22 protein-coding genes are annotated in these 21,022 nt (G+C 67.8%); 12 read left to right on the top strand and 10 right to left on the bottom strand.

Features of this window, described 5'->3' with window-relative positions; translation table 11 throughout:
* Positions 1 to 77: 77 nt before the first annotated feature.
* Complete coding sequence (locus AC4JJG_RS09065) at positions 78 to 1,406, bottom strand: class I SAM-dependent RNA methyltransferase (RefSeq protein ID WP_495400798.1); 1,329 nt, start codon at positions 1,404 to 1,406, stop codon at positions 78 to 80.
* Positions 1,403 to 3,409, bottom strand: coding sequence for an APC family permease (locus AC4JJG_RS09060; protein WP_495400799.1), 2,007 nt, complete (start codon positions 3,407 to 3,409; stop codon positions 1,403 to 1,405). The genes AC4JJG_RS09065 and AC4JJG_RS09060 overlap by 4 nt, the downstream gene beginning before the upstream one ends.
* Before the next feature lie 180 nt (positions 3,410 to 3,589).
* On the opposite strand from AC4JJG_RS09060, the gene AC4JJG_RS09055 reads away from it, so the two are divergent.
* Entirely contained in the window at positions 3,590 to 4,255 is a 666-nt protein-coding gene (locus tag AC4JJG_RS09055) for a potassium channel family protein (RefSeq protein WP_495401022.1), read from the top strand.
* A 15-nt stretch (positions 4,256 to 4,270) separates the two neighbouring features.
* A complete protein-coding gene (locus tag AC4JJG_RS09050) occupies positions 4,271 to 4,930 on the top strand; it encodes a potassium channel family protein (protein WP_495400800.1) in 660 nt (219 codons plus the stop codon).
* A gap of 19 nt (positions 4,931 to 4,949) precedes the next feature.
* On the opposite strand, the gene AC4JJG_RS09045 is transcribed toward AC4JJG_RS09050, so the two are convergent.
* Both AC4JJG_RS09045 and AC4JJG_RS09040 read right to left on the bottom strand, forming a co-directional pair.
* Positions 4,950 to 5,702 carry a DUF3159 domain-containing protein gene (locus tag AC4JJG_RS09045; protein ID WP_495400801.1) on the bottom strand — a complete coding sequence of 251 codons (753 nt, stop codon included), beginning with the start codon at positions 5,700 to 5,702 and terminating at the stop codon, positions 4,950 to 4,952.
* Complete coding sequence (locus AC4JJG_RS09040; protein WP_495400802.1) at positions 5,686 to 6,060, bottom strand: OB-fold nucleic acid binding domain-containing protein; 375 nt, start codon at positions 6,058 to 6,060, stop codon at positions 5,686 to 5,688. Before AC4JJG_RS09040 ends, AC4JJG_RS09045 begins: the two co-directional genes overlap by 17 nt.
* A 132-nt stretch (positions 6,061 to 6,192) precedes the next feature.
* On the opposite strand from AC4JJG_RS09040, the gene AC4JJG_RS09035 reads away from it, so the two are divergent.
* A complete protein-coding gene (locus AC4JJG_RS09035) occupies positions 6,193 to 6,933 on the top strand; it encodes an alpha/beta hydrolase (protein ID WP_495400803.1) in 741 nt (246 codons plus the stop codon).
* On the opposite strand, the gene AC4JJG_RS09030 is transcribed toward AC4JJG_RS09035, so the two are convergent.
* Positions 6,910 to 7,746: a DUF3710 domain-containing protein gene (locus tag AC4JJG_RS09030; protein ID WP_495400804.1), complete on the bottom strand. Its 837-nt coding sequence runs from the start codon at positions 7,744 to 7,746 to the stop codon at positions 6,910 to 6,912. The genes AC4JJG_RS09035 and AC4JJG_RS09030 overlap by 24 nt on opposite strands.
* Entirely contained in the window at positions 7,746 to 8,234 is a 489-nt protein-coding gene (dut, locus tag AC4JJG_RS09025; RefSeq protein ID WP_495401023.1) for a dUTP diphosphatase, read from the bottom strand. Before dut ends, AC4JJG_RS09030 begins: the two co-directional genes overlap by 1 nt.
* Positions 8,235 to 8,301: 67 nt before the next feature.
* Here dut and AC4JJG_RS09020 point away from each other — a divergent pair, with 67 nt between their 5' ends.
* Positions 8,302 to 8,952 carry a DUF3093 domain-containing protein gene (locus tag AC4JJG_RS09020; protein WP_495400805.1) on the top strand — a complete coding sequence of 217 codons (651 nt, stop codon included), beginning with the start codon at positions 8,302 to 8,304 and terminating at the stop codon, positions 8,950 to 8,952.
* A gap of 45 nt (positions 8,953 to 8,997) precedes the next feature.
* On the opposite strand, the gene AC4JJG_RS09015 is transcribed toward AC4JJG_RS09020, so the two are convergent.
* A complete protein-coding gene (locus AC4JJG_RS09015; protein ID WP_495400806.1) occupies positions 8,998 to 9,297 on the bottom strand; it encodes a DUF4193 domain-containing protein in 300 nt (99 codons plus the stop codon).
* 429 nt (positions 9,298 to 9,726) lie between these two features.
* On the opposite strand from AC4JJG_RS09015, the gene cei reads away from it, so the two are divergent.
* Positions 9,727 to 10,434 (top strand): envelope integrity protein Cei, encoded by a 708-nt coding sequence (gene cei / locus AC4JJG_RS09010; protein WP_495400807.1) that lies wholly within the window; start codon positions 9,727 to 9,729, stop codon positions 10,432 to 10,434.
* Positions 10,435 to 10,445: 11 nt separating this feature from the next.
* On the opposite strand, the gene AC4JJG_RS09005 is transcribed toward cei, so the two are convergent.
* On the bottom strand, positions 10,446 to 11,330 hold the full coding sequence (locus tag AC4JJG_RS09005) for an inositol monophosphatase family protein (RefSeq protein WP_495405755.1): 885 nt from the start codon (positions 11,328 to 11,330) through the stop codon (positions 10,446 to 10,448).
* Positions 11,331 to 11,497: 167 nt separating this feature from the next.
* Between AC4JJG_RS09005 and ppgK the strand changes: the two genes are divergently transcribed.
* The 4 genes from ppgK (at position 11,498) to AC4JJG_RS08985 (ending at position 15,608) form a co-directional block, all read left to right on the top strand.
* Positions 11,498 to 12,319 carry a polyphosphate--glucose phosphotransferase gene (gene ppgK / locus AC4JJG_RS09000; RefSeq protein WP_495400809.1) on the top strand — a complete coding sequence of 274 codons (822 nt, stop codon included), beginning with the start codon at positions 11,498 to 11,500 and terminating at the stop codon, positions 12,317 to 12,319.
* Positions 12,320 to 12,459: 140 nt separating this feature from the next.
* Positions 12,460 to 13,890, top strand: coding sequence for an RNA polymerase sigma factor (locus AC4JJG_RS08995; RefSeq protein ID WP_495400810.1), 1,431 nt, complete (start codon positions 12,460 to 12,462; stop codon positions 13,888 to 13,890).
* Between the two features lie 358 nt (positions 13,891 to 14,248).
* Complete coding sequence (locus tag AC4JJG_RS08990) at positions 14,249 to 15,208, top strand: sulfite exporter TauE/SafE family protein (RefSeq protein ID WP_495400811.1); 960 nt, start codon at positions 14,249 to 14,251, stop codon at positions 15,206 to 15,208.
* Positions 15,209 to 15,398: 190 nt separating this feature from the next.
* A complete protein-coding gene (locus tag AC4JJG_RS08985; protein WP_495400812.1) occupies positions 15,399 to 15,608 on the top strand; it encodes a DUF7455 domain-containing protein in 210 nt (69 codons plus the stop codon).
* Positions 15,609 to 15,698: 90 nt separating this feature from the next.
* On the opposite strand, the gene AC4JJG_RS08980 is transcribed toward AC4JJG_RS08985, so the two are convergent.
* Complete coding sequence (locus tag AC4JJG_RS08980) at positions 15,699 to 17,414, bottom strand: DEAD/DEAH box helicase (RefSeq protein ID WP_495400813.1); 1,716 nt, start codon at positions 17,412 to 17,414, stop codon at positions 15,699 to 15,701.
* Between the two features lie 369 nt (positions 17,415 to 17,783).
* Here AC4JJG_RS08980 and AC4JJG_RS08975 point away from each other — a divergent pair, with 369 nt between their 5' ends.
* A complete protein-coding gene (locus AC4JJG_RS08975) occupies positions 17,784 to 18,956 on the top strand; it encodes a YihY/virulence factor BrkB family protein (RefSeq protein WP_495401024.1) in 1,173 nt (390 codons plus the stop codon).
* Between the two features lie 7 nt (positions 18,957 to 18,963).
* On the opposite strand, the gene AC4JJG_RS08970 is transcribed toward AC4JJG_RS08975, so the two are convergent.
* The gene (locus AC4JJG_RS08970; RefSeq protein ID WP_495400814.1) at positions 18,964 to 19,233 is read right to left on the bottom strand and encodes a DUF3039 domain-containing protein; all 270 of its coding nucleotides are present in this window, start codon (positions 19,231 to 19,233) and stop codon (positions 18,964 to 18,966) included.
* A 107-nt stretch (positions 19,234 to 19,340) separates the two neighbouring features.
* Here AC4JJG_RS08970 and AC4JJG_RS08965 point away from each other — a divergent pair, with 107 nt between their 5' ends.
* Together AC4JJG_RS08965 and AC4JJG_RS08960 are read left to right on the top strand one after the other, a co-directional pair.
* Positions 19,341 to 19,796 carry a DUF3099 domain-containing protein gene (locus tag AC4JJG_RS08965; RefSeq protein ID WP_495401025.1) on the top strand — a complete coding sequence of 152 codons (456 nt, stop codon included), beginning with the start codon at positions 19,341 to 19,343 and terminating at the stop codon, positions 19,794 to 19,796.
* A 180-nt stretch (positions 19,797 to 19,976) separates the two neighbouring features.
* Positions 19,977 to 21,008: a sigma-70 family RNA polymerase sigma factor gene (locus tag AC4JJG_RS08960; RefSeq protein WP_495400815.1), complete on the top strand. Its 1,032-nt coding sequence runs from the start codon at positions 19,977 to 19,979 to the stop codon at positions 21,006 to 21,008.
* Positions 21,009 to 21,022: the final 14 nt, after the last annotated feature.

The following is a 21,022-nucleotide window of genomic DNA, read 5'->3' as shown; positions in this document are numbered from 1 at the left end:
CAGGACAGTCTACGGACCCCGATTGCACGTGCGCGGGCACCGACTGCCCGTGCCGCCACGGCGCCGTCGGGTCGACGTCAGCGGAATCGGTGCGCGGGGACGAGGCAGGCGATCGCCTCCACGTGATGTGTCTGCGGAAACGCGTCGAAGGCCCGCACGTCGCGCACCTCGTAGCCCTCGTCCCGGAACACACCGAGGTCCCGCGCGAAGCGTCCGACATCACACCCGACGAGCACCACGACGTCCGGATCGGCCGCCGCGACGCCGGCCACGACCTCACGTCCGGCACCGGTGCGCGGCGGGTCGAGGACGACGGCGTCGGGAGCAGGCAGGTCGCCGATCGTGGAAGACACATCGCCGCGGTGTCCGACCACCCGCTCGTCGCCGAAAGTCGTCGCGGCCGCGGCGATCGCGTCGCGATCGGACTCCACGAGATGGACGGTTGCGTCGGGTGCGGGCCCGTCGAGCAACGCCGCCGCGAAGACCCCGGCACCGCCGTACAGATCCCACGCGACCGGACCGACGCCCGACGGGCCTGCCGCCTCGACCATGTCGGCAACCGCTCGCGAATAGGTGTCCGGCGCCTGCCGGTGCGCCTGCCAGAATCCGGTCACCGGGATGCGCCAGGATCGTCCGCCGACGCGATGGACGGCGTCGGCGTCACCCTCGATCACGCGTCGTGCGCGCGGCGCCTCACGGCTCCGCCGGCGTGCCTGCGCCCGCCCACGTGAGTCGCGGGACCGGGCTCGTCGCGCATCGGGCGGCGGAGCCAGTTCGGTGATGTGACGACCACCGTTCCCGTCGACCACGACGGCCAGTTCCGCCCCGGGCCGGTGGCCCTCCGACCCGATGATGTCGCGCACCACCGGATCCAGCGCGGTACAGGCGTGATCCGAGATGATCCCCGGACCGCCTCGTGTGAACAGTCCTGCGCGACCCGCGCGGTCCACGCCCAGTCGTGCCCGGATGCGCCAGCCCGTCTCGGTGCCCGCCGCAGCGGTGGGACCATGCACTCCCATCGGCCGCACCACGTCCGCGTCCACGCCCAGCCGGTCGAGGTCAGCGGCGGTGAACCCGCCGATGCGTGTGAGTGCGTCGCCGAGAACCTGCCCTTTCAGGCGTCGGGCATGGGCGTCGTCGATGAATCCGAGATCGCAACATCCCGCACCGTGCACCACCGCCTCACAGGCCGGGACGACGCGATGCGCCGACGGTTCCAGCACCTCCACGGTCTCGGCACGCAGGAAGCGTCCACGGTCGTCGGTGATGCGCGCGGTGACCAGTTCACCGGGAATCGCATCCCGGATGAACACCACCCGGTCGTCGAGGCGCGCGACCGCCTCGCCGCCGTTGGCCGGTCGGTCCGGCCGCAATGTCACCAGGCCGTCGTCGGAGCCGCCGCTCACTGTGGGTCGTCACCGAGAGCGCGCCTGGTGTCACCGGGGGCCGCGTAGCTGAGAGAACGGTCCTTGAGGCGGTCCGACGAATTGAGCTGCCACGGAACGGACGTGACCATGACGCCCGGTTCGAACAGCAGTCGCGTCTTGAGCCGCAGGGCCGACTGGTTGTGCAGGATCTGTTCCCACCAGTGTCCGACGACGTATTCGGGAATGAACACCGTGATGACATCGCGGGGCGACTCGCGGCGCACCCGTCGTACGTATTCGATGACCGGCCGGGTGATCTCCCGGTACGGCGAGGCGATCACCTTGAGCGGCACCGTGACATCACTGGCCTCCCACTGGGACACCAGCTTTCGGGTGTCCCGATCGTCGACGTTCACCGTGATCGCCTCCAGGACATCCGGCCGCGTCGCACGGGCGTAGAGCACGGCCCGTTTCGTCGCCAGATTCAGGGACGACACGAGCACGATGGAGTGGGTCCGGCTCGGCAGGACCGCGTCCTCGTCCTCGAGATCGAGTTCGCGCTGCACGGTGGCGTAGTGGCGGTGGATCAGCTTCATCAGGGTGAAGATCAGCACCATCGCCAGGATCGCAATCCATGCGCCGGCGGTGAACTTGGTGATCAGGACGACGACGAGGACCGTCGCGGTCATCACCAGGCCGATCGCGTTGATGATCCGCGACCGGTACATCCGTGCCCGCGCGCGCGGATCGGTCTCGGTCTTCAAATGCCGGGTCCAGTGCCGCACCATGCCCGTCTGGCTGAGGGTGAACGACACGAACACACCCACGATATAGAGCTGGATGAGCGCGGTGACCTCGGCGCCGAAGGCGACCACGAACACGATCGCCACCAGAGCGAGGAACAGGATGCCGTTGCTGAATGCCAGACGATCGCCGCGGGTGTGAAGCTGACGGGGCAGATACCGGTCCTGGGCGAGGACCGATCCGAGGACCGGGAACCCGTTGAAGGCGGTGTTCGCGGCCAGCATCAGGATCAGGGCGGTCGCGACGGCGACGAAATAGAATCCCGGGGTGAAGCCGTCGAAGACCGCATGCCCCAGCTGCGCGATCATCGACTTCTGCTGATAGCCCTCGGGCGCCCCGATCAGGTCACGGGCGGGATCGGCGACGTACTTGGCACCGATCTCCTTGGCCAGCATCACGATGCCCAGCAGCAGGACGATGGAGAACCCGCCGAGCATCAGCAGTGTGGTCGCGGCGTTGCGCGACTTGGGTTTCCGGAAGGCCGGCACCCCGTTGCTGATCGCCTCCACACCCGTCAATGCGGCACAACCGGACGAGAAGGCGCGCGCCACGAGGAAGATGAAGGCGATGTTGGCCAGGTGCGGTTCTTCGGCGCGGATACCGAAATCAGCCGTCTCCGCGCGGATCTCGTCGCCGAGTATGAAGATCTCGATGAAGCCCCACAGCAGCATCGCGGCGACCCCGATGATGAAGGCGTAGGTCGGAATCGCGAGCAGGCTCCCCGATTCCTTGATGCCACGCAGATTCACCGCCGCGAGCAACACGATGGCCGCGACACAGAACCACACCTTGTGGTGGGCCACGAACGGTATCGCCGAGCCGATGTTCTCCGCCGCGGACGCGATCGATACCGCGACCGTGAGCACGTAGTCGACCAGTAGCGCGCTGCCGACGGTGAGCCCGGCATTCGGCCCGAGATTGACGGTGGCGACCTCGTAGTCGCCGCCACCCGACGGATAGGCATGGACGTTCTGCCGGTAGCTCGCGACGACCACGACCATGACCACGGCGACGGCCAGCGCCACCCAGGGCGTGAACGCCAGGGCGCTCAGCCCGGCGACGGAGAGCACCAGGAAGATCTCCTGCGGCGCATAGGCGACCGACGACATGGCGTCGGAGGCGAAGACCGGCAGAGCGATCCGCTTGGGCAGGAGGGTATGACCGAGCCGGTCACTGCGGAACGGTCGTCCGAGCAGCAGCCGTTTTGTCGCCACGGACACCTTGGACACGGTGGACACCAGGCAACCCTAGAGCGTGCACACACCGAATGCCACGAGGACCCGGAATCGCGGTCGATGGCGCGACCACGACCGCCGGACGGTAGGTTCGAGGCGTCCGCGCAATGTGCCCGGCACCCGGCCCGTACCGATCGGTGATCGACGGCCGATCCGGGCGGAAGCGCAAGGGAAAGGATGGACGTGCGAGTAGTCATCATGGGGTGCGGGCGCGTCGGGTCGTCGCTGGCCATGGCGATGCAGAAACGCGGTCACGAAGTTGCCGTCATCGACCGCTCCGAAGCCGCGTTCAGCCGGCTGAGTCCGGACTTCACCGGCACGACCGTCGTCGGGGTCGGATTCGATCGCGACGTTCTCAAACGTGCCGGCATCGAATCCGCCGACGCGTTCGCCGCGGTGTCCTCCGGCGACAACTCCAACATCATCTCGGCGCGGGTGGCCCGCGAGACGTTCGGCGTGGAGCGGGTCGTCGCGCGGATCTACGACGCAAAACGTGCCGAGGTGTACGAGCGTCTCGGCATCCCGACGGTGGCAACGGTGCCGTGGACCACCGAGCGATTCGTGTCGGCCCTCGGAGAGGCGTCGACGACGACCGAATGGCGTGATCCGTCGGGCACCATCGCGATCGCCCAGCTGGACATCGACGAGAGCTGGATCGGCGTGACGGTCGGTAAGTTCCAGGAACACACCGGAGCTCGCGTGGCCTTCCTGAACCGGGTCGGGCACCCCATCATCCCGGACGTGAAAACCGTTCTGCAGCAGGATGACATCGTTTTCGCCGCTGTCCTCATCGACAATCTGCCCAACGCCCGCCAGCTCGCCTCCTCACCGCACGACGCGGACGACTGACACCGAAGGACGCTGATGAAAGTCGCCATCGCCGGGGCCGGGGCCGTCGGCCGCTCCATCGCCCGCGAACTGCTCCTCAATCACCACGAGGTCACACTGTTCGAACGCAATCCGGGCCACATCGACGAAGCGGCGGTACCCGGCGCCCACTGGGTCATGGCCGACGCATGTGAGCTCAGCAATCTCGAGCACGCGGGATTGCAGACCTACGACGTGATGATCGCCGCGACGGGCGACGACAAGGCCAACCTGGTCGTCAGCCTTCTCGCCAAGACAGAGTTCGCGGTGAACCGCGTCGTCGCGCGAGTGAACGATCCCCGCAACGAGTGGCTCTTCGGCGAGGATTGGGGTGTCGACGTCGCGGTGTCCACGCCGCGCATCCTCGCGTCACTGGTGGAGGAGGCGGTCTCGGTGGGCGATCTCGTCCGTCTCATGACGTTCCGTCAGGGCCAGGCCAATCTCGTCGAACTCACCCTGCCGGCCAACACCCCGCTCGCCGGGAAGCCCGTGCGGAAGCTGTCACTCCCCCGCGACGCCGCCCTGGTGACCATCCTGCGAGGGGGGCGCGTCATCGTCCCCGAGCCCGACGACCCGATCGAGGGCGGCGACGAACTGATCTTCATCGCGGCAGCCGAGATCGAACCGGAACTCCACGCCGCCCTACAGCTGCCCTGAGCCGCCGCGGACAGGCCGGTCAGCGAGCGGAGACCGGCGGATCGTCATCGTGCTCGGCGATGATCTCTTCCTCCCGGCCGGCACGCCGCACCAGGAACACCGTCGCGAGTACCGCGACAGCGGTGAGCGGCCAGCCCATGCCGATCCGCGCCACGGCAAGCCAACCCGTGCTGCCGTTGTCATAGAGCTCCGACTGCGTCAGGTACCGCGCGACGAAGACCAGCGCCCAGAACGCCGTGGCGACGTCGTAGGCGATCAGTGTCCGGCGATGCTTGCGCCACGCCATGCCCTCGCCGCTCACCAGATTCCAGACCACCCCGATGATCGGCCATCGCACCACGATCGACAGGACGAACACCACCGCGTAGACGAGGGTCGTCCAGATCCCGAACAGGAAGTAGCCCTTGGCATCGCCGACGCGATTGGCGATGAAGACGCAGATCGCGACACCGATCAGTCCGGACACCGCGGGCGTCAGCTTTTCCCGGCGCACCATCCGGAGCACGAAGATCGCGAGTGCCGCGCACAGCGCGGCGATCATGGCGGGGCCCAGCCCCCACACCGAATTGACCGGGACGAACACCACGATCGGAACGGTCGAATAGATCAGGCCCGAGACGCCGCCCATCTGCTCGAGCAACGTCGGTATGTTCGCGTCCTCGTCGGGGTCGACGGAATCGGGGTCGGCGGAATCGGGGTCGACGGAATCGGGTACGGCGTCGCGACCGTCGGCGTCCGCCGAGGAATCGCCGTGATCAGTCGTCTTCGCCATACAGCTCGTAATACGGGTTGTAGATGACCTTGAGCCCGTCGTGCTCGGCCAGCCTGCCCCGTACGGTGAGCTTGCGACCCGGCTCGATACCGGGAATCCGCTTGCGGCCCAGCCATTTCAGGAGCACCGTGTCGGAACCGTCGAAGAATTCCGCCTTCACTCCGATGTTCGCGGCCTTGGAGCAGGTCTCCACCGAGCGGAGCTCGCCATGCATGGTGACCTCGTCACCCCGGCAACACTCGGCCGCCCGCTGGGCGCCTGTCGCCTTCGACTCCTCCGCGATCTGGACCGCATCGGCGTCGTCCAGTTCTTCGGTCAACCGTCGGGTCAACCGCTTCAGATAACCGGCTGTCGGCATCTCATCCTCCTGTGCACACCAACCCGTGTCAGGGCGGGCCACATTCCGAGACCTCCGGGTCCTTGTGACCCGCGTTCTCGCCAGCGTAAACCTCGCCGCTCATCTCCTACAACGCCGGTGCATGATCGTCGTATGCCCGACACCCCGAGGACTCCTGAACCCGGCCCGGCGTTGCTCGTCGGAATGCCCGGGACCGGCTCCGATGCCGATTATGTCCGGCGTGCGTTCGGTCCGGCCGCCGACTCGCTCGGCCTCGAACTCATCGCACTGGAACCCGACGCCGATCTGGTCGGCGGACACCTGCGCGCGCTCGACAACATCGCCGGACGCACCGGCGGGCCCCTCCTCGTCGCGGGCATCTCCATCGGAGCGGCCATCGCGCTCGACTGGGCGCTGCAGGCGCCCACGGCATGCGCCGGGGTGTGGGCAGCGCTGCCCGCGTGGAGTGGCAACCCCGCCGACGCACCTGCCGCGTGGAGCGCGACCGCCACCGCCGACGCCCTCGAATCCGACGGCCTCGAGGCGACCCTCGCCACGATGCGGTCGACGAGTCCGGCGTGGCTCGCCGACGAACTCACCAGGTCGTGGCGAGCGTTGTATCCGGACCTGATCGCACAGCTGCGCCGGGCGGCCGGGTACCACGCTCCCGAACCCGCGGATATTCGCCGCCTCCGTCCCCCGCTGGCCGTGACGGCTGCGGTGGACGACCCCGTTCACCCCCTGCAGATCGGCCGCGACTGGGTATCCGCCGCACCCCGCGCCGTGCTCACCGAGGTGAGCCTCGACGCCTGGGGGCACAACCCGTCGGTACTCGGGGCCGGGTGTGCGCGCGGATGGTCGTCCGTGCGCTCAGGAACGCCTGCGGCGACGTAGCCGCTGCATCGCGGATCCCTGCGACGGAGGCAGTGGCTCGTCCTCCGGTGCGTCCTCGACGACCTCCGGCTCCGCGGTCTCCACTCGCTCGCCGACGACCGTCGCCGACGCGATCTGTTCCTGCGCCCCACCGGGAACGTACCCGTCCGGGGTCGCCGCGGCCTGCTGCTCCGCCAGATGCTGCTGCAGGCGGGCACGCTCCTCCGGATCGAGTTCCTCGGTGGCCACGATCTGCTGTTGCGCCGCCGTCACCTGATCGGCGAGAACGGGCGGCAGAACGATCGGCAACTCCTCCTTGGGCGGCACCGGGTCGCTGCCCCGCCGGACGACGGTCTCGGCGAGCACTGCGCGCGCCAACTGGCCCAACTCGTCCATCGTCTCGTCGGGACCGCTCGCCAGACAGCGGACCATCCACCGCGGCCCGTCGACACCGATGAGCCGATGCACGACCCCCGGAACCCGCGCGACGATCTCGCGACCCCAATGTCCGTCCTCGATCGAGGTGGTCGCGCCGTCGTCGCGCAACGACCCGGCCAACTCGGTGACGACCTCCCGCCACAGCCCGGCGGCCTTCGGCGCGGCATAGGCCGTCACGCCGATGCGGCCGTGCGGAGTCAGCAGATAAACGGCGGCAGGCTGATGATCGGGAGTCAGGTCGACTGTCACCTGCCCGCCCTCGACGACCGGCACCAGCACCGATCCCAGGTCGAGATGAGAGTTCTCCAGCTCCTCGACCGGTGTCGACAGACCTCCGATGTCATAGGGCCCGCTCGCCGACCCGATCGTCGCGCCGGTCGCCTCGTCACGTGCCATCAGCGATGCTCTCCTGTGTTCGTACCTTCGCTGTTCGTGCCGTCCAGGATGGCGTGCCCGCCGCTGGACCCGTAGCCGCCCGCACCACGGCTGGTGTCGTCGAGTTCGTCGACCTCGATGATCTCCGGCAACTCCACCCTCTGGACCACGAGCTGGGCAATCCGGTCACCGCGCGAGATGCTGATCGCCTCCGCGGGATCCAGATTGATCAGACACACCTTGATCTCGCCGCGATATCCCGCATCGACGGTGCCCGGTGCGTTGACGATCGACAGGCCCGCACGCGCGGCAAGCCCGGATCGCGGATGAATGAGACCGACGGTCCCGACCGGCAGAGCGATCGCGATGCCGGTACCGACCAACTGGCGGCGACCGGGCTGCAGTTCCACGTCGATCGTCGAGCAGAGATCCACCCCCGCGTCGCCGGGGTGCGCACGCACCGGCAGCGGAAGATCGGGATCCAGCCGCCGAACGGCCAGCCGTGTCACCGGCCCGCTCGCTTCACTCCCGGCGCCGGGAGAATTCGTTGCCACGAACGCAGACTACGCTGGTTGCGTGACTCCCCCCGCATCACCCGACAATCCCGCCGGTCGTCCGTCCCCCGATGCGAACGGCGGTGACCGGCACACGGATGTGCCCGCGTCCGAGGCGAACTCGGGCGCCGACCGTTACACCGAACGGCTGACCGTGCCGTTGTGGTGGTGGCTCGCCGCGGCGGTCCTGACCGGTGTGCTCGGGTACGAGATCCAGCTCTCCGCACATCGCGCGGCCTGGAGTCCGGTGGGCTACGTCGTCATCGGACTTCTCTGCGCCTGGATGCTGTGGTCGCTCGGACGCGTTCCGGTCCGGGTGACGTCCGACGGTGTGCTGCACGCCAATCGGGCCACCCTGCCGACCTCGGTGATCGCCCGGGGCGCCACCGTCCCCGCGACGGCGAAGAGCGCCGCGCTCGGCAGGCAGTTGGACCCGGCCGCGTTCCTGGTCCACCGCGCATGGGTGAAGACGATGGTTTTGCTGGTGCTCGACGACCCGGACGACCCGACACCGTATTGGCTTGTCTCCACACGTAATCCGGGCGCGCTGCTGGCGGCACTGGGATTGGACGACGCCGCCGACACCCCACCGGCGCGGCCGGAACCATCGGACAAGGATGGTGACGCGGCGCAACGGAATGCGCCGCAAAAGAATTCGGATTCCACCGACTGATCGCGGGCCGGGCCACGGGGGCCCGGCATCACCGCGATCCGCGGATCAGGCGCAGTCGACGCAGATCATGGAGGCGCCGTTCTCACGGGCCAGCCGACTGCGGTGGTAGACGAGAAAGCAGCTGGTACAGGTGAACTCGTCGGCCTGCTTGGGGATCACCCGCACCGACAGCTCCTCGCCGGAGAGGTCGGCACCCGGCAGTTCGAAGGACTCGGCGGTGTCGGTTTCGTCGACGTCGACCGCCGAGGACTGCGCTTCACTGCGTCGCGCCTTCAACTCCTCGAGGGAGTCCTCGTTCATTTCCTCGGTATCGGTGCGCCGTGGCGCATCGTAATCAGTAGCCATTGTGTGCCTTACCTTGTTGAGAGTGTGGAGGGCGCTCTCGGATGTCGGCTTGTGGCCGAACAAACGTAGGGTTGCGCGGGGTTCCGCCGGGATTGTCTTGCCGGCGGCGTTCCCACAACGTCCGGACCGGTGCAATTCGTACCCATAACCCTGTCGGCTTATGTGACCTTGATCACATTCAGCCGCTCGATCTCCGAGTGCTATGGAGACCGGGCGCCCGAAGACTAGTGCACCGGCGTCCCAGCGTCAACGATGCAATCCGGTGAAGCATTCCCGGGCGTGTCGAGGATTACCCTGCCGATGGTTCCGACTGCCTTCGGGCACGGATTCACTCGCGCGTCGCGAGGCAGGCCGCCGCTCACCCTCTACAGTGGGCGCAGGTTCCGCGGCCTCCCCCGAAGGCCCTGACGCAGCAAGGAGTCGGTGCAGGTGGTGTCACAGATTGCCCCGGGCAGCGCAGTCGATCGCCGGGGTCGCCCGTTCCTGCGCCGCCGCCCCCGGCCGGTGATCATCCTGACGGTTCTGCTCTTCGTCGTGGGTGCGGTCGCCTGGGCCGTCGCACTCAGCGGGTCGGGCGCCGAGGCGGTGCCCACCGACTGCAACAAGCCCTCCGCCGCAGCGCCGTCCGGCACACCGGATGCCGCACCCGGTGCGGCCCCGCCCGCCCCACCGACCTTTGACGTCGTCAGTCGCGACGACATGCTGAAGGTCGCGCCCGCCCCGTTGTCGACGTTCCAGGTGCGGGTGCTCAACGCGTCGTCGCATCGGGGCGCCGCACGCTCGGTCGCCGATGACCTGATCGGGCAGGGCTTCAATCCGGTGCCCACCGATCCGGCCGCCGACGACACCGTCTACGCCAACCGTGACCTGGACTGCGTCGGCCAGATCCGCTTCGGCCCGGGTGGCAAGGCCGCCGCGGCGGCCGTCTGGCTGGCCGCACCCTGCGTCCAGCTCATCGATGACGGACGACGCGGTACCGGTGTCGACCTCGTGCTCGGCGAACACCACAAACAACTCGAGCAGTCCCAGGACGCGAAGGCCGCACTCGATTCGCTGCGCACCGCGAACCCGAAGGACGATCCCAAGGCGGGCGCCGATCCCGGAGTGGTCAGGGCCGTCCACGAACGCGGCTGCTGACCCGAACTCCGTCACCGCAGGGGGTCGCGGCCTCCCAGTTCGTCCAGCAGGGCGAAGAAATCGTCGGCGACTCCGGGGGCGACGGCAACCGTGATATGGCCGTCCTCGGACCGTGAGCTCGCGGGCGGCAACTCCACCACCGCCCCCGCCTCGGCGGCGATCAGTCCCCCGGCGGCCCAATCCCACGGACTCAGACCGTGTTCGAAGTGTGCGTCGACGGCTCCGGAGGCGACCATGCACAGGTCCAGGGCGGCGGCACCGATACGGCGGAAGTCCCGGACCCGCGGCAGCATCTCCGCGGCCAGCGCACCCTGCGCCCTCCGGCGCTCCGCATCGTAGGCGAAACCGGTGGCCACCAGTGCGAGCCCGAGTTCGTCGATGGGATTGCACGACAAGGGCATCCGCTCGGAGTCACGGTGTAGCCAGGCCCCGTGCCCCAACGCCGCCGAATAAGTGATTCCCCGCGCAACGTCGACCACCGCCCCCGCCACCGAGCGGCCGTCGACCTGCGCAGCCACCGACACCGCGTAGGCGGGGATCCCGTACAGGAAGTTGACCGTGCCGTCGATCGGGTCGACGACCCACCGCACACCGCTCGGCACGGCCACCGAACCGCCCGCCTCTTCGCCGAGCACCTCGTCGTCGGGCCGCCGGGCGCGCAGTTCCGCCCGGATCAGATGCTCGGTCTCGGTGTCGGCCACGGTCACCGGGTCGGTCGGCGTCGACTTGGTGGTCACCGGCCCCTCCGATTCGTACGACGGGGCATGTCCGGGACGAGGTCCGAACAATTCCGGACGCCGCCGAGCGACGTGCTCGGCCGCCCGTTCGGCCACCTCGATCGCAACCCGTTCCAGCTGTTCCACATCGACTTGTTCGGTCACCACACCATTGTCCATGTCGTCCGGGGACCGACCGTGACGGGCCGATCGCCGATGCCGGGCACACGTACCGGTCGCCCGATAGCCTGAGACGCACATCGTCCGGTTCCGGCGATGGACGGCCGGGTCCGACCAGGCCCGGCAATGGCACCCGGTCTGCCACGAACGCACGAGGAGGACGGTCCATGACCCGACAAGGGGCATCCGCAGGCGGCGACAATCATTCGGCGAGCACGAATCTCGGGTTCGGCGTGGACGTCGGCGGGTCCGGCATCAAGGGCGCGATCGTGAACCTCGACACCGGCGAACTCGTGGGCGACCGGTACAAGGTGCTGACGCCGCAGCCGTCCCATCCGGAAGCCGTGGGCGCGGCCATCGCCGAGGTCATCGATCACTTCGGCTGGGAGGGGCCGGTCGGCATCACCCTGCCCGGTGTCGTCACCGAGCACACGATGCGTACCGCCGCGAACATCGACAAGGCGTGGATCGGCACCGATGTCGAGGAACTGTTCGGCAGGCATCTCGGTGGACGGCTGGTGACGGTTCTCAACGACGCGGATGCGGCCGGTATCGCCGAGGACCGGCACGGCGGTGGAGCCGATGTCGACGGCGTCGTCATCCTCCTGACCCTCGGAACCGGCATCGGATCGGCGATCCTCATCGACGGCACCCTGGTGCCCAACACCGAGCTCGGTCACCTGATGATCGACGGCAAGGAAGCCGAGCACCGCGCGTCGTCGAAGGTCAAGGAGGACAAGGACTGGAGCTATGCGCGATGGGCCAAGGAGGTGTCGAAGGTGCTGCAGACCTACGAGGCGCTGTTCTGGCCGAAGCTCTTCATCGTCGGCGGTGGTATCAGCCGAAAATCCGACAAATGGATCCCGTTGCTGACCAATGACACCCCGGTTGTCCCGGCGACATTGCGCAACACCGCGGGAATCGTCGGCGCCGCAATGGCCGTCTCTGCACTCTCCGCGCCCGACCAGCAGGGGCGCCGCCCAGTTTGACCTGGGCTTTGTCACAACCGGCCGGAGGGTGTCGTTACAATGGAACACGCTCGGTGACCCGGTCGCCGAAAACCAAGCCCCCATCTCCCGCCGGCGCCTGGCGCCGTGCGTGATCTCACGAGCCGTTCGAAAGGTTGTACGTGGCAGCCACCAAGACACAGCAGTCCGACGTCGAGGAAACGACCGACGCGACAAGCGCCACGGAGAACGCGCCGAAGCCTGCGAAGAAGGCGGCCAAGAAGGCCGCCGCCAAGAAGGCCCCGGCGCGCAAGGCCACGGCCAAGAAGGCCCCGCGCAAGGCCGCCGCGAAGAAGGCAGCCACGAAGGCCGCGGGTGACGCGGCCGAACCCGAGGATCTCGACGGCGAAGCCGGCTCGATCGACGACATCGACGGCCCCGACGCCGAACTCGACGAGGACGTCGTCATCGACACCGACGACCTCGACGTCGATGACGAGGATGCCGAGCCCGCCGACGAGGAGTCGTCCGAGGACGACGGCGACAGCCCCAAGGCCAAGACCGCCGCGAAGTCCGCCAAGGGCAAGGACGCCAAGGAACCCGACGAGAAAGAGAAGACCGCGGGTGACTTCGTCTGGGACGAGGAGGAGTCCGAGGCACTGCGGCAGGCCCGCAAGGACGCCGAGCTCACGGCATCAGCCGATTCGGTACGCGCGTACCTGAAGCAGATCGGCAAGGTCGCGCTCCTCAACGCGGAGGAGGAGGTCGAACTCGCCAAGCGCATCGAGGCGGGCCTGTTCGCCACCGAACGTCTGCGCCGCATCGTCGAGTCCGGCGAGAAGCTGAGCACGGCGGCCAAGCGTGACCTGAACTGGATCTCCCGCGACGGTAACCGCGCCAAGAATCATCTCCTCGAGGCCAACCTGCGCCTGGTGGTCTCCCTCGCGAAGCGCTACACGGGCCGCGGCATGGCCTTCCTGGACCTCATCCAGGAGGGCAACCTCGGCCTGATCCGCGCGGTCGAGAAGTTCGACTACACCAAGGGCTACAAGTTCTCGACCTATGCCACCTGGTGGATCCGTCAGGCCATCACACGCGCCATGGCCGACCAGGCCCGCACCATCCGTATCCCGGTGCACATGGTGGAGGTCATCAACAAGCTGGGCCGTATCCAGCGCGAGCTGCTTCAGGATCTGGGTCGCGAACCCACGCCCGAGGAACTCGCGAAGGAAATGGACATCACGCCGGAGAAGGTGCTGGAGATCCAGCAGTACGCCCGGGAACCCATTTCCCTGGATCAGACGATCGGCGACGAGGGCGACAGCCAGCTCGGCGACTTCATCGAGGACTCCGAGGCTGTCGTCGCGGTCGACGCCGTCAGCTTCACGCTGCTGCAGGATCAGCTGCAGTCGGTCCTCGAGACATTGTCCGAGCGCGAGGCCGGCGTGGTCCGTCTGCGCTTCGGTCTGACCGACGGTCAGCCGCGCACACTCGACGAGATCGGTCAGGTGTACGGGGTGACCCGTGAGCGCATCCGGCAGATCGAGTCGAAGACGATGTCCAAGCTCCGCCACCCGAGCCGGTCCCAGGTACTGCGCGACTACCTGGACTGACTCGACACCGACGTCAAACGGCGGCGCCTCCCACCCGGGAGCCGCCGCCGTCGTCTTTCCACCAACTGTGGTGTGGCTGTCAACCCATGTGCGCGGGCGGATTCCGACCCCGCGGCAAGTGGAACCGGGCGTCTCCCGGTCCGTACGATGACGCCCGTGACTTTCCCCGCCCGGCCCGTGGACCCGCGTCTGGTGTCCCGTCGTGCCGTCGATCTGCTGCGCGTCGCCTCCATGCTCTGTCGCTGACAGGACCGGTCGCGTCGGGGCGCCCGGATCAGTGTTCCTCCACTCCCATCTCGGCGCGTACGTACACCGCGCGACGGTCGGCGCGCCCTCCCGGAAAGCACCTACACACCACATGAAAACCCTTGTCCTGATCGGTCTCGTCGGCTTCGCGGCGCAATTGGTCGACGGCAGCCTTGGCATGGCCTACGGCGTGACGACGACCACGCTGCTGCTGGCCATCGGCACCAACCCCGCGGCCGCTTCGGCCACCGTCCATCTCGCCGAGATCGGCACCACGCTGGTGTCCGGCGCCTCGCACTGGAAGTTCGGCAACGTCGACTGGAAGGTGGTCCGCAGGATCGCCGTTCCCGGCGCGATCGGCGCGTTCCTGGGTGCGACGATCCTGTCCAAGTTGTCGACCGAGGCCGCGGCCCCCGTCATGGCGATCATCCTGTTGCTGCTCGGCCTCTACATCCTTCTGCGCTTCACCTTCCAGGGCATCCCGCGACATCACCTGGGCAAGCCGCTCCGCAAGCGGTTCCTGGGGCCGCTCGGGTTCGTCGCCGGGTTCGTCGACGCCACCGGCGGCGGAGGCTGGGGGCCGGTCGGCACCCCGGCGATCCTTGCCAGCGGCCGACTCGAGCCGCGCAAGGTCATCGGCTCCGTCGACACCAGCGAGTTCATCATCGCCGTGGCGGCCAGCCTGGGCTTCCTGTTCAGCCTCGGATCGCAGGGCATCAACTTCGCATGGGTGGCGGCGATCCTCGTGGGCGGTGTGCTCGCGGCACCGATCGCGGCGTGGCTCGTCCGCCACATCCCGCCGCGCCTACTCGGATCGTCGGTGGGCGGCCTGATCGTGCTCACCAACGTCCGCAGCCTGTTGCGCAGCGACCTCGTCGATGTCCCTCCGGCCGCGCAGACGACGATCTACGTCCTCATCGTGGCCCTGTGGGCATCGGCATTCGCCTACTCGTTGCGCGAATATCTCCGGGACCGGGAGAACGAGTCCTCCGACGCCGTCAGCCGTGTACGCGAACAGCAGGAGCAGTCCGATGCGCGAACCCCGTCCACGGAGCCGGTGCCGACCAGGTGACGTCCGGCGCAGATGACGGTCCTGTTGTCTCCCGTAACGGGTGAGTGACGACACACCCGGAAGGGTCGCGGAACAATACGAAACCCCCAAACGTCTGACAGAGTGAGGGCGACGCATCAGACCGATGTGTCGGCTCACGAAGGGAAAGGCGATCGGTCAGCGACCAACGCCGGACCGGGACGGAGGAACCATGTCAGATACCGCCACCACACCCCCGATCTACCTGCCGCTCACCGCTGCCGATCGTTGTGACCGCTGCGGCGCGGCCGCACGCGTACGGGCAGTGCTGCCCGCCGGCGGTGAACTTCTCTTCTGCCGTCATCACTTCAACGAGCACGAGGCGAAGCTCGTCGAGATGTCCGCCACGGTGATCGAGGAGTCCGCGGACGAACTGGTCTGATCGGCCACTACGACATAGACACAACGACAAGAACGGCCCGGCCATCATGGCCGGGCCGTTCGTCGTTCACGTCGTTCCGAACGTCGGCGGTCAGCGCCACTCGCGCAACGCCGCGATGCGTTCGCGCAGTTGTTCGGCGGTCGCCATGGCCGTCGGCGGGCCACCCAGCCGCGTACGCAGCTCGTTGTGGACCATGCCGTGGGGTTTTCCGGTCCGGTGATGATGCAGGGCCACCAGCGTGTTCAGTTCCTTGCGCAACGCGTGGAGGTTCTCCCCCGCGGATGGTGACGGCGCGGGCGCGGGTTCCGTGGCCGCCGCCGACCGCTTGGTCACCTGGTCGGTCTGGCGTTTTCGAAGAAGTTCCCGAACCTGCTCGGCATCGAGCAGACCGGGCAGTCCGAGATAGTCGGACTCCTCGTCGCTGCCGCTGAAGGTAGCGGTACCGAACGACGCACCGTCGAAGATGACCTGGTCGAGTTCGGCATCGGCGTGCAGCGAATGGAATGCCCGATCCTCCTCGCCCTCCTCGTCCTTCTGCTTGTTCGCGTCGACGATCAGCGCGTCGTCGAGACCGTCGCTCTCCCGGTGCGGCTTGCCGAGCACGTGATCACGTTCGGCCTCCATCTGACTGGCCAGGTCAAGCAGCACGGGCACCGACGGCAGGAAGACGCTCGCGGTCTCCCCCGGTCGTCGTGACCGCACGAATCGGCCGATCGCCTGGGCGAAGAACAGCGGCGTCGATGAACTCGTGGCGTACACGCCGACCGCCAGCCGGGGTACGTCGACCCCCTCGGACACCATGCGCACCGCGACCATCCATTCATCGTCGGAGGCGGCGAATTCCGCGATCCTCGACGACGACTTGGGGTCGTCGGACAGCACGAGTGTGGGTCGTCGGCCGGTGATCGCCTCGAGCAACTCCGCGTAGTCGCGGGCGGTCGTCTGGTCGGTCGCGATCACGAGTCCGCCGGCGTCGGGCACCCCGGAGGCACGGAGACGCTGCAGCCGTTTGTGCGCGGCCCCGAGCACCTCGGGAATCCAGTCGCCGTGCGGATCGAGTGCGGTACGCCAGGCGCGGGCGGTGTGCTCGGCGGAGAGCGGTTCGCCGAGGCGAGCGGTGAACTCCTCGCCCGCGCTGGTCCGCCAGCTGGCCTGGCCGCTGTACGCCATGAACACGACGGGACGGACGACACCGTCGGCGAGCGCGTCCGCGTAACCGTAGGTGTGATCGGCCTTCGAGCGCAGGACGCCGCCGCCCTCGGGTTCGTACGTCACGAACGGGATGGGTGAGTCGTCGGACCGGAACGGCGTCCCGGTCAACGAGAGCCTGCGGGTGGCATCGGAGAACGCCTCCCGGATCGCCTCGCCCCAGGACTTCGCGTCGCCGCCGTGATGGATCTCGTCGAGGATCACGAGAGTGCGACGATTCTCCGTCCGCACGCGATGGCGTGTCGGGTGGGCGGCGACCTGTGCGTAGGTGAGCGCGACGCCGTGATAGTCGGAGCTGGTCTGTCCGGTGGAGTTGCTGAAACGCGAGTCGAGCGCGATCCCGACGCGGGCAGCGGCCTCGGCCCACTGATGCTTGAGATGTTCGGTGGGCGTGACGACGGCGATCTGGTCCACGGTCCGGTCGTCGAGCAGTTCCCGCGCCACGCGGAGACCGAAAGTGGTCTTGCCCGCGCCCGGGGTGGCGACCGCGAGGAAATCCAGGGGCCGTTGCGTGAGGTATTTGGTGAGAGCGCGACGCTGCCAGGCTCGTAGCGGCGGCCCGGCAGGGACGACGACCTCATCAACCACTGAAGACACCTGTGACCCGCTCCTGCCTCGGTCGAGAGTTGATTCGTCCACGGTGGGAAGACCCCGTATACGGGCATCCGCACGCTCCGCGTCTGCGGTGGACCCGACGACTCATCGTACCGGCGCCCACCGACCGCCACGTGACGCGACACCGTCGCCTCGGCCACATCGGCGTGTCCGCCGGAGTGTCGTGCGACTCACCGCGACGAGCCCAATGACACATTCCGGTTCACGATCGTGGACGATGGAGACATCGCCACCCGCCCGAGAAACCCCGTACCGCTACCGGTGACCGACTCCTCCAGGTCGTCCGGCGATGCCCCCGATGCCCAACCGACCGTGCCGATCCCGGCCCGGCCCGCGCCCGCCGGCCACGAGATGCCCGGTCCCCGGAAGCCGATACCGACTCCCCCGGCTCCCGCCACCGCCAGCGAACACCTGCACGACGAGGGCGAGGCCGATCCCGCCATCGAAGCGGAGGCCGCCGGGCCACGCGAGCCGGTTCTGCGCAATCTTCCCCGGCTGGTCTGGCAGACGATCAAGAACGCCTGGGACCACGGGATCGTCGGCTGGGCCGCACAGGCCGCGTTCTGGCAGGCACTGTCCCTGCCGCCACTGCTGCTCGGGGTACTCGGCAGTGTGGGCTACGTGGCCGGGTGGTTCGGCCCCGACACGGTCAACGTGATCTCGGAGCGGATCATCTCGTTCGCTAACCGCACGTTCTCCGAGAGCGTGGTCACCGACCTCATCGAACCGACCGTCGACAATGTCCTCGGCAAGGGACGCGTCGGGGTCGTCTCGGTCGCCTTCGTGCTGTCGCTGTGGGCCGGCTCGTCGGCCGTGTCCTGCTTCGTCGCGTCGATCGTTCGCGCCCACGACCAGCACGAGGTGCGGAACCCGGTGTGGCAGCGCTTCTTCGCGCTGTTCCTCTACATCGCGTTCCCGGCCGTGTCGGTGCCGTTGCTGCCGCTCGTCGCACTCGGCCCCAACTACCTGCACGAGATCGTGCCCAAATCGTGGGACCCGACGGTCAGCAACCTGATCGACTTCGGGTACTTCCCGTTCGTCGCGGTGCTGATGCTGGTCGTCCTCACGACGCTGTATCACCTGGCGCTGCCCAACCCGCTGCCGTGGCATCGTCTCGTGGGCGGTGCCGTGGTGGCCGGCGTGTTCTTCTGGGTGGCCAGCTACATCCTGCGCATCTACCTCACCGCGGTGACGCGTGCCGGCTACACCTACGGGGCGCTCGCGACGCCGATCGCGTTCCTGCTCTTCACGTTCTTCCTCGGCTTCGCCATCGTGGTGGGTGCCGAGTTCAACGCCGCGGTGCAATCCATCTGGCCCGCCAAACCGGCCGCCACCGCACACGTCCGCGACTGGGTGCACACGCAGACCTCCGACATCACGGGTCAGCTGAAGACCCTGCCGGACAGGTTGGCGTCGGGCCCGATACGGAGGACGCGGCCGACCGACGGAGAGCAGCACCCGCCGGACGATCCGGGATCAGGTGCGCCACCGGAGGGTCGGCGACCCGACCGGCGACAGCACTGACGCCCGATCAGTCCTTCTTCATCTTCTGGTAGATCTTCTTGCACTTCGGGCACACCGGTGAGCCCGGCTTCGCCGAGCGGGTGACCGGAAAGGTCTCACCGCACAGCGCGACGACATGGCTGCCCATCACGGCGCTCTCCGCGATGCGATCCTTGCGCACGTAGTGAAAAAACTTCGGACGGTCGTCGTCGCCCCTGTCGGTGGCATCGGCGTCCGGCCGCTCGTCGACGTCGGTCCGCTCATCGACGTCCGGTCGTTCGATCGTCTCTGTTCCCATACCGACCATTGTGCGCCACATCCCCGCGATGCCCGATATGCGACCGGGGGGCGGGGCTGCATTCGACGGATGAAAGTGGGACAGTTGAGAGTATGACCGGCGACGAGATGAACGGTGATCGCGTGACGTGGCACGAACGTGCCCACGATGCGAGTACCGGCGCCGGCAGCGGCGAACGGGCGGATCACCGGGCCCTGCGCGAGGCGGTCCTCATCACCGACGCACAGGAGGCGCTCGACGAGCAACATCGCGCCCGCGTGCGAAGGTATCTGTCGCTCATGGCTTTTCGCGTCCCTGCCCTCGTCATCGCGGGCATCGTCTTCAGCATCACCGGCAACGGGTGGATCGCGTTGGGCATCGTCGTCCTGTCCATCCCGCTGCCCTGGGTCGCGGTGCTGATGGCCAACGACCGTCCGCCACGCAAGCGTGGTGAGAGACCGCGCTACAAGTACGGCTCCGACTACGACGTACTCGCAACCCCCGCGCTCACCGATCGTCGTCGCGACGACGACCACCGTGTCATCGATTCGACGACCGTCGACACCGAACACCGGGCGCGCTGAGCCGACCGACCGTTCCCGGCACTCCACACTCTCAGCAACTTCTCATTTACCGAGGTTCGCCGTTGCGCCGAACCCGCAGGTCATCGCCACGCCGAAGTCCTCGCAGGTCAATGACGCCGGGAACTTTCGGCACGCTAAGCGCGTTTAACCGGGTGAATGCACTTCAAGTCAGGAGGCCGAATGTCACGTTCGACAGTTGCACGCCCGACCAATGCACGCACCACCGCCGCGACACGATATGTCGACGAGACCGAGTCCCCGACGCGCCCCGCGATGACCGAGCAGGATCTCGACGCACAGTCCCCCGCCGCGGACCTCGTCCGCGTCTACCTGAACGGGATCGGCCGCACCGCTCTCCTCAATGCCGAACAGGAAGTGGAGCTGGCCAAGCAGATCGAGGCGGGTCTCTTCGCCAAGCACGTCCTCGCGACGAAGAAGCGTCTGTCCGCCACCAAGAAGCGCGACCTCGCGGTCATCGTGCGTGAGGGTGAGGCGGCCAGGTCCCATCTCCTCGAGGCCAACCTTCGCCTCGTCGTGTCGCTCGCGAAGCGCTACACGGGACGCGGCATGCCGCTCCTCGACCTGATCCAGGAGGGCAACCTGGGCCTGATCCGGGCGATGGAGAAGTTCGACTACGCCAAGGGCTTCAAGTTCTCGACCTATGCCACCTGGTGGATCCGGCAGGCCATCACGCGCGGCATGGCCGATCAGAGCCGCACGATCCGTCTGCCCGTCCACCTCGTGGAGCAGGTCAACAAGTTGGCCCGCATCAAGCGCGAGCTGCATCAGCAGCTCGGGCGTGAGGCCACCGACGACGAATTGGCCGCCGAGTCCGGTATCCCGGCGGAGAAGATCGCCGACCTGCTGGACCACAGCCGTGACCCGGTGAGCCTGGACATGCCGGTCGGCAGCGACGAGGAGGCCCCGCTGGGCGACTTCATCGAGGACGCCGAGGCGACCTCGGCGGAGAACGCGGTGATCGCCGGTCTGCTGCACTCGGATATCCGCTCAGTGCTCTCCACGCTCGACGAGCGGGAACAGCAGGTCATCCGCATGCGCTACGGCCTCGACGACGGCCAGCCGCGCACGCTCGACCAGATCGGCCGCATGTTCGGCCTGTCCCGGGAGCGGGTCCGGCAGATCGAGCGCGAGGTCATGGGCAAGCTGCGCCAGGGTGATCGCGCCGAGCGGCTGCGCGCCTACGCGAGCTGATCCGCGGGCATAGC

The organism is Gordonia sp. B8661-1 (assembly GCF_059427765.1).
This window is presented reverse-complemented; position numbering and strand designations above follow the sequence as displayed.

Bases quoted from the DNA above. Each gene is read 5' to 3' on its own strand.
- AC4JJG_RS09050 (WP_495400800.1), top strand. From the start codon at position 4,271: ATGAAAGTCGCCATCGCCGGGGCCGGGGCCGTCGGCCGCTCCATCGCC.
- AC4JJG_RS09045 (WP_495400801.1), bottom strand. From the start codon at position 5,702: ATGGCGAAGACGACTGATCACGGCGATTCCTCGGCGGACGCCGACGGT.
- AC4JJG_RS09040 (WP_495400802.1), bottom strand. From the start codon at position 6,060: ATGCCGACAGCCGGTTATCTGAAGCGGTTGACCCGACGGTTGACCGAA.
- AC4JJG_RS09035 (WP_495400803.1), top strand. From the start codon at position 6,193: ATGCCCGACACCCCGAGGACTCCTGAACCCGGCCCGGCGTTGCTCGTC.
- AC4JJG_RS09030 (WP_495400804.1), bottom strand. From the start codon at position 7,746: ATGGCACGTGACGAGGCGACCGGCGCGACGATCGGGTCGGCGAGCGGG.
- AC4JJG_RS09015 (WP_495400806.1), bottom strand. From the start codon at position 9,297: ATGGCTACTGATTACGATGCGCCACGGCGCACCGATACCGAGGAAATG.
- AC4JJG_RS09005 (WP_495405755.1), bottom strand. From the start codon at position 11,330: ATGGACAATGGTGTGGTGACCGAACAAGTCGATGTGGAACAGCTGGAA.
- ppgK (WP_495400809.1), top strand. From the start codon at position 11,498: ATGACCCGACAAGGGGCATCCGCAGGCGGCGACAATCATTCGGCGAGC.
- AC4JJG_RS08990 (WP_495400811.1), top strand. From the start codon at position 14,249: ATGAAAACCCTTGTCCTGATCGGTCTCGTCGGCTTCGCGGCGCAATTG.
- AC4JJG_RS08985 (WP_495400812.1), top strand. From the start codon at position 15,399: ATGTCAGATACCGCCACCACACCCCCGATCTACCTGCCGCTCACCGCT.
- AC4JJG_RS08975 (WP_495401024.1), top strand. From the start codon at position 17,784: ATGCCCGGTCCCCGGAAGCCGATACCGACTCCCCCGGCTCCCGCCACC.
- AC4JJG_RS08970 (WP_495400814.1), bottom strand. From the start codon at position 19,233: ATGGGAACAGAGACGATCGAACGACCGGACGTCGATGAGCGGACCGAC.
- AC4JJG_RS08965 (WP_495401025.1), top strand. From the start codon at position 19,341: ATGAACGGTGATCGCGTGACGTGGCACGAACGTGCCCACGATGCGAGT.
- AC4JJG_RS08960 (WP_495400815.1), top strand. From the start codon at position 19,977: ATGTCACGTTCGACAGTTGCACGCCCGACCAATGCACGCACCACCGCC.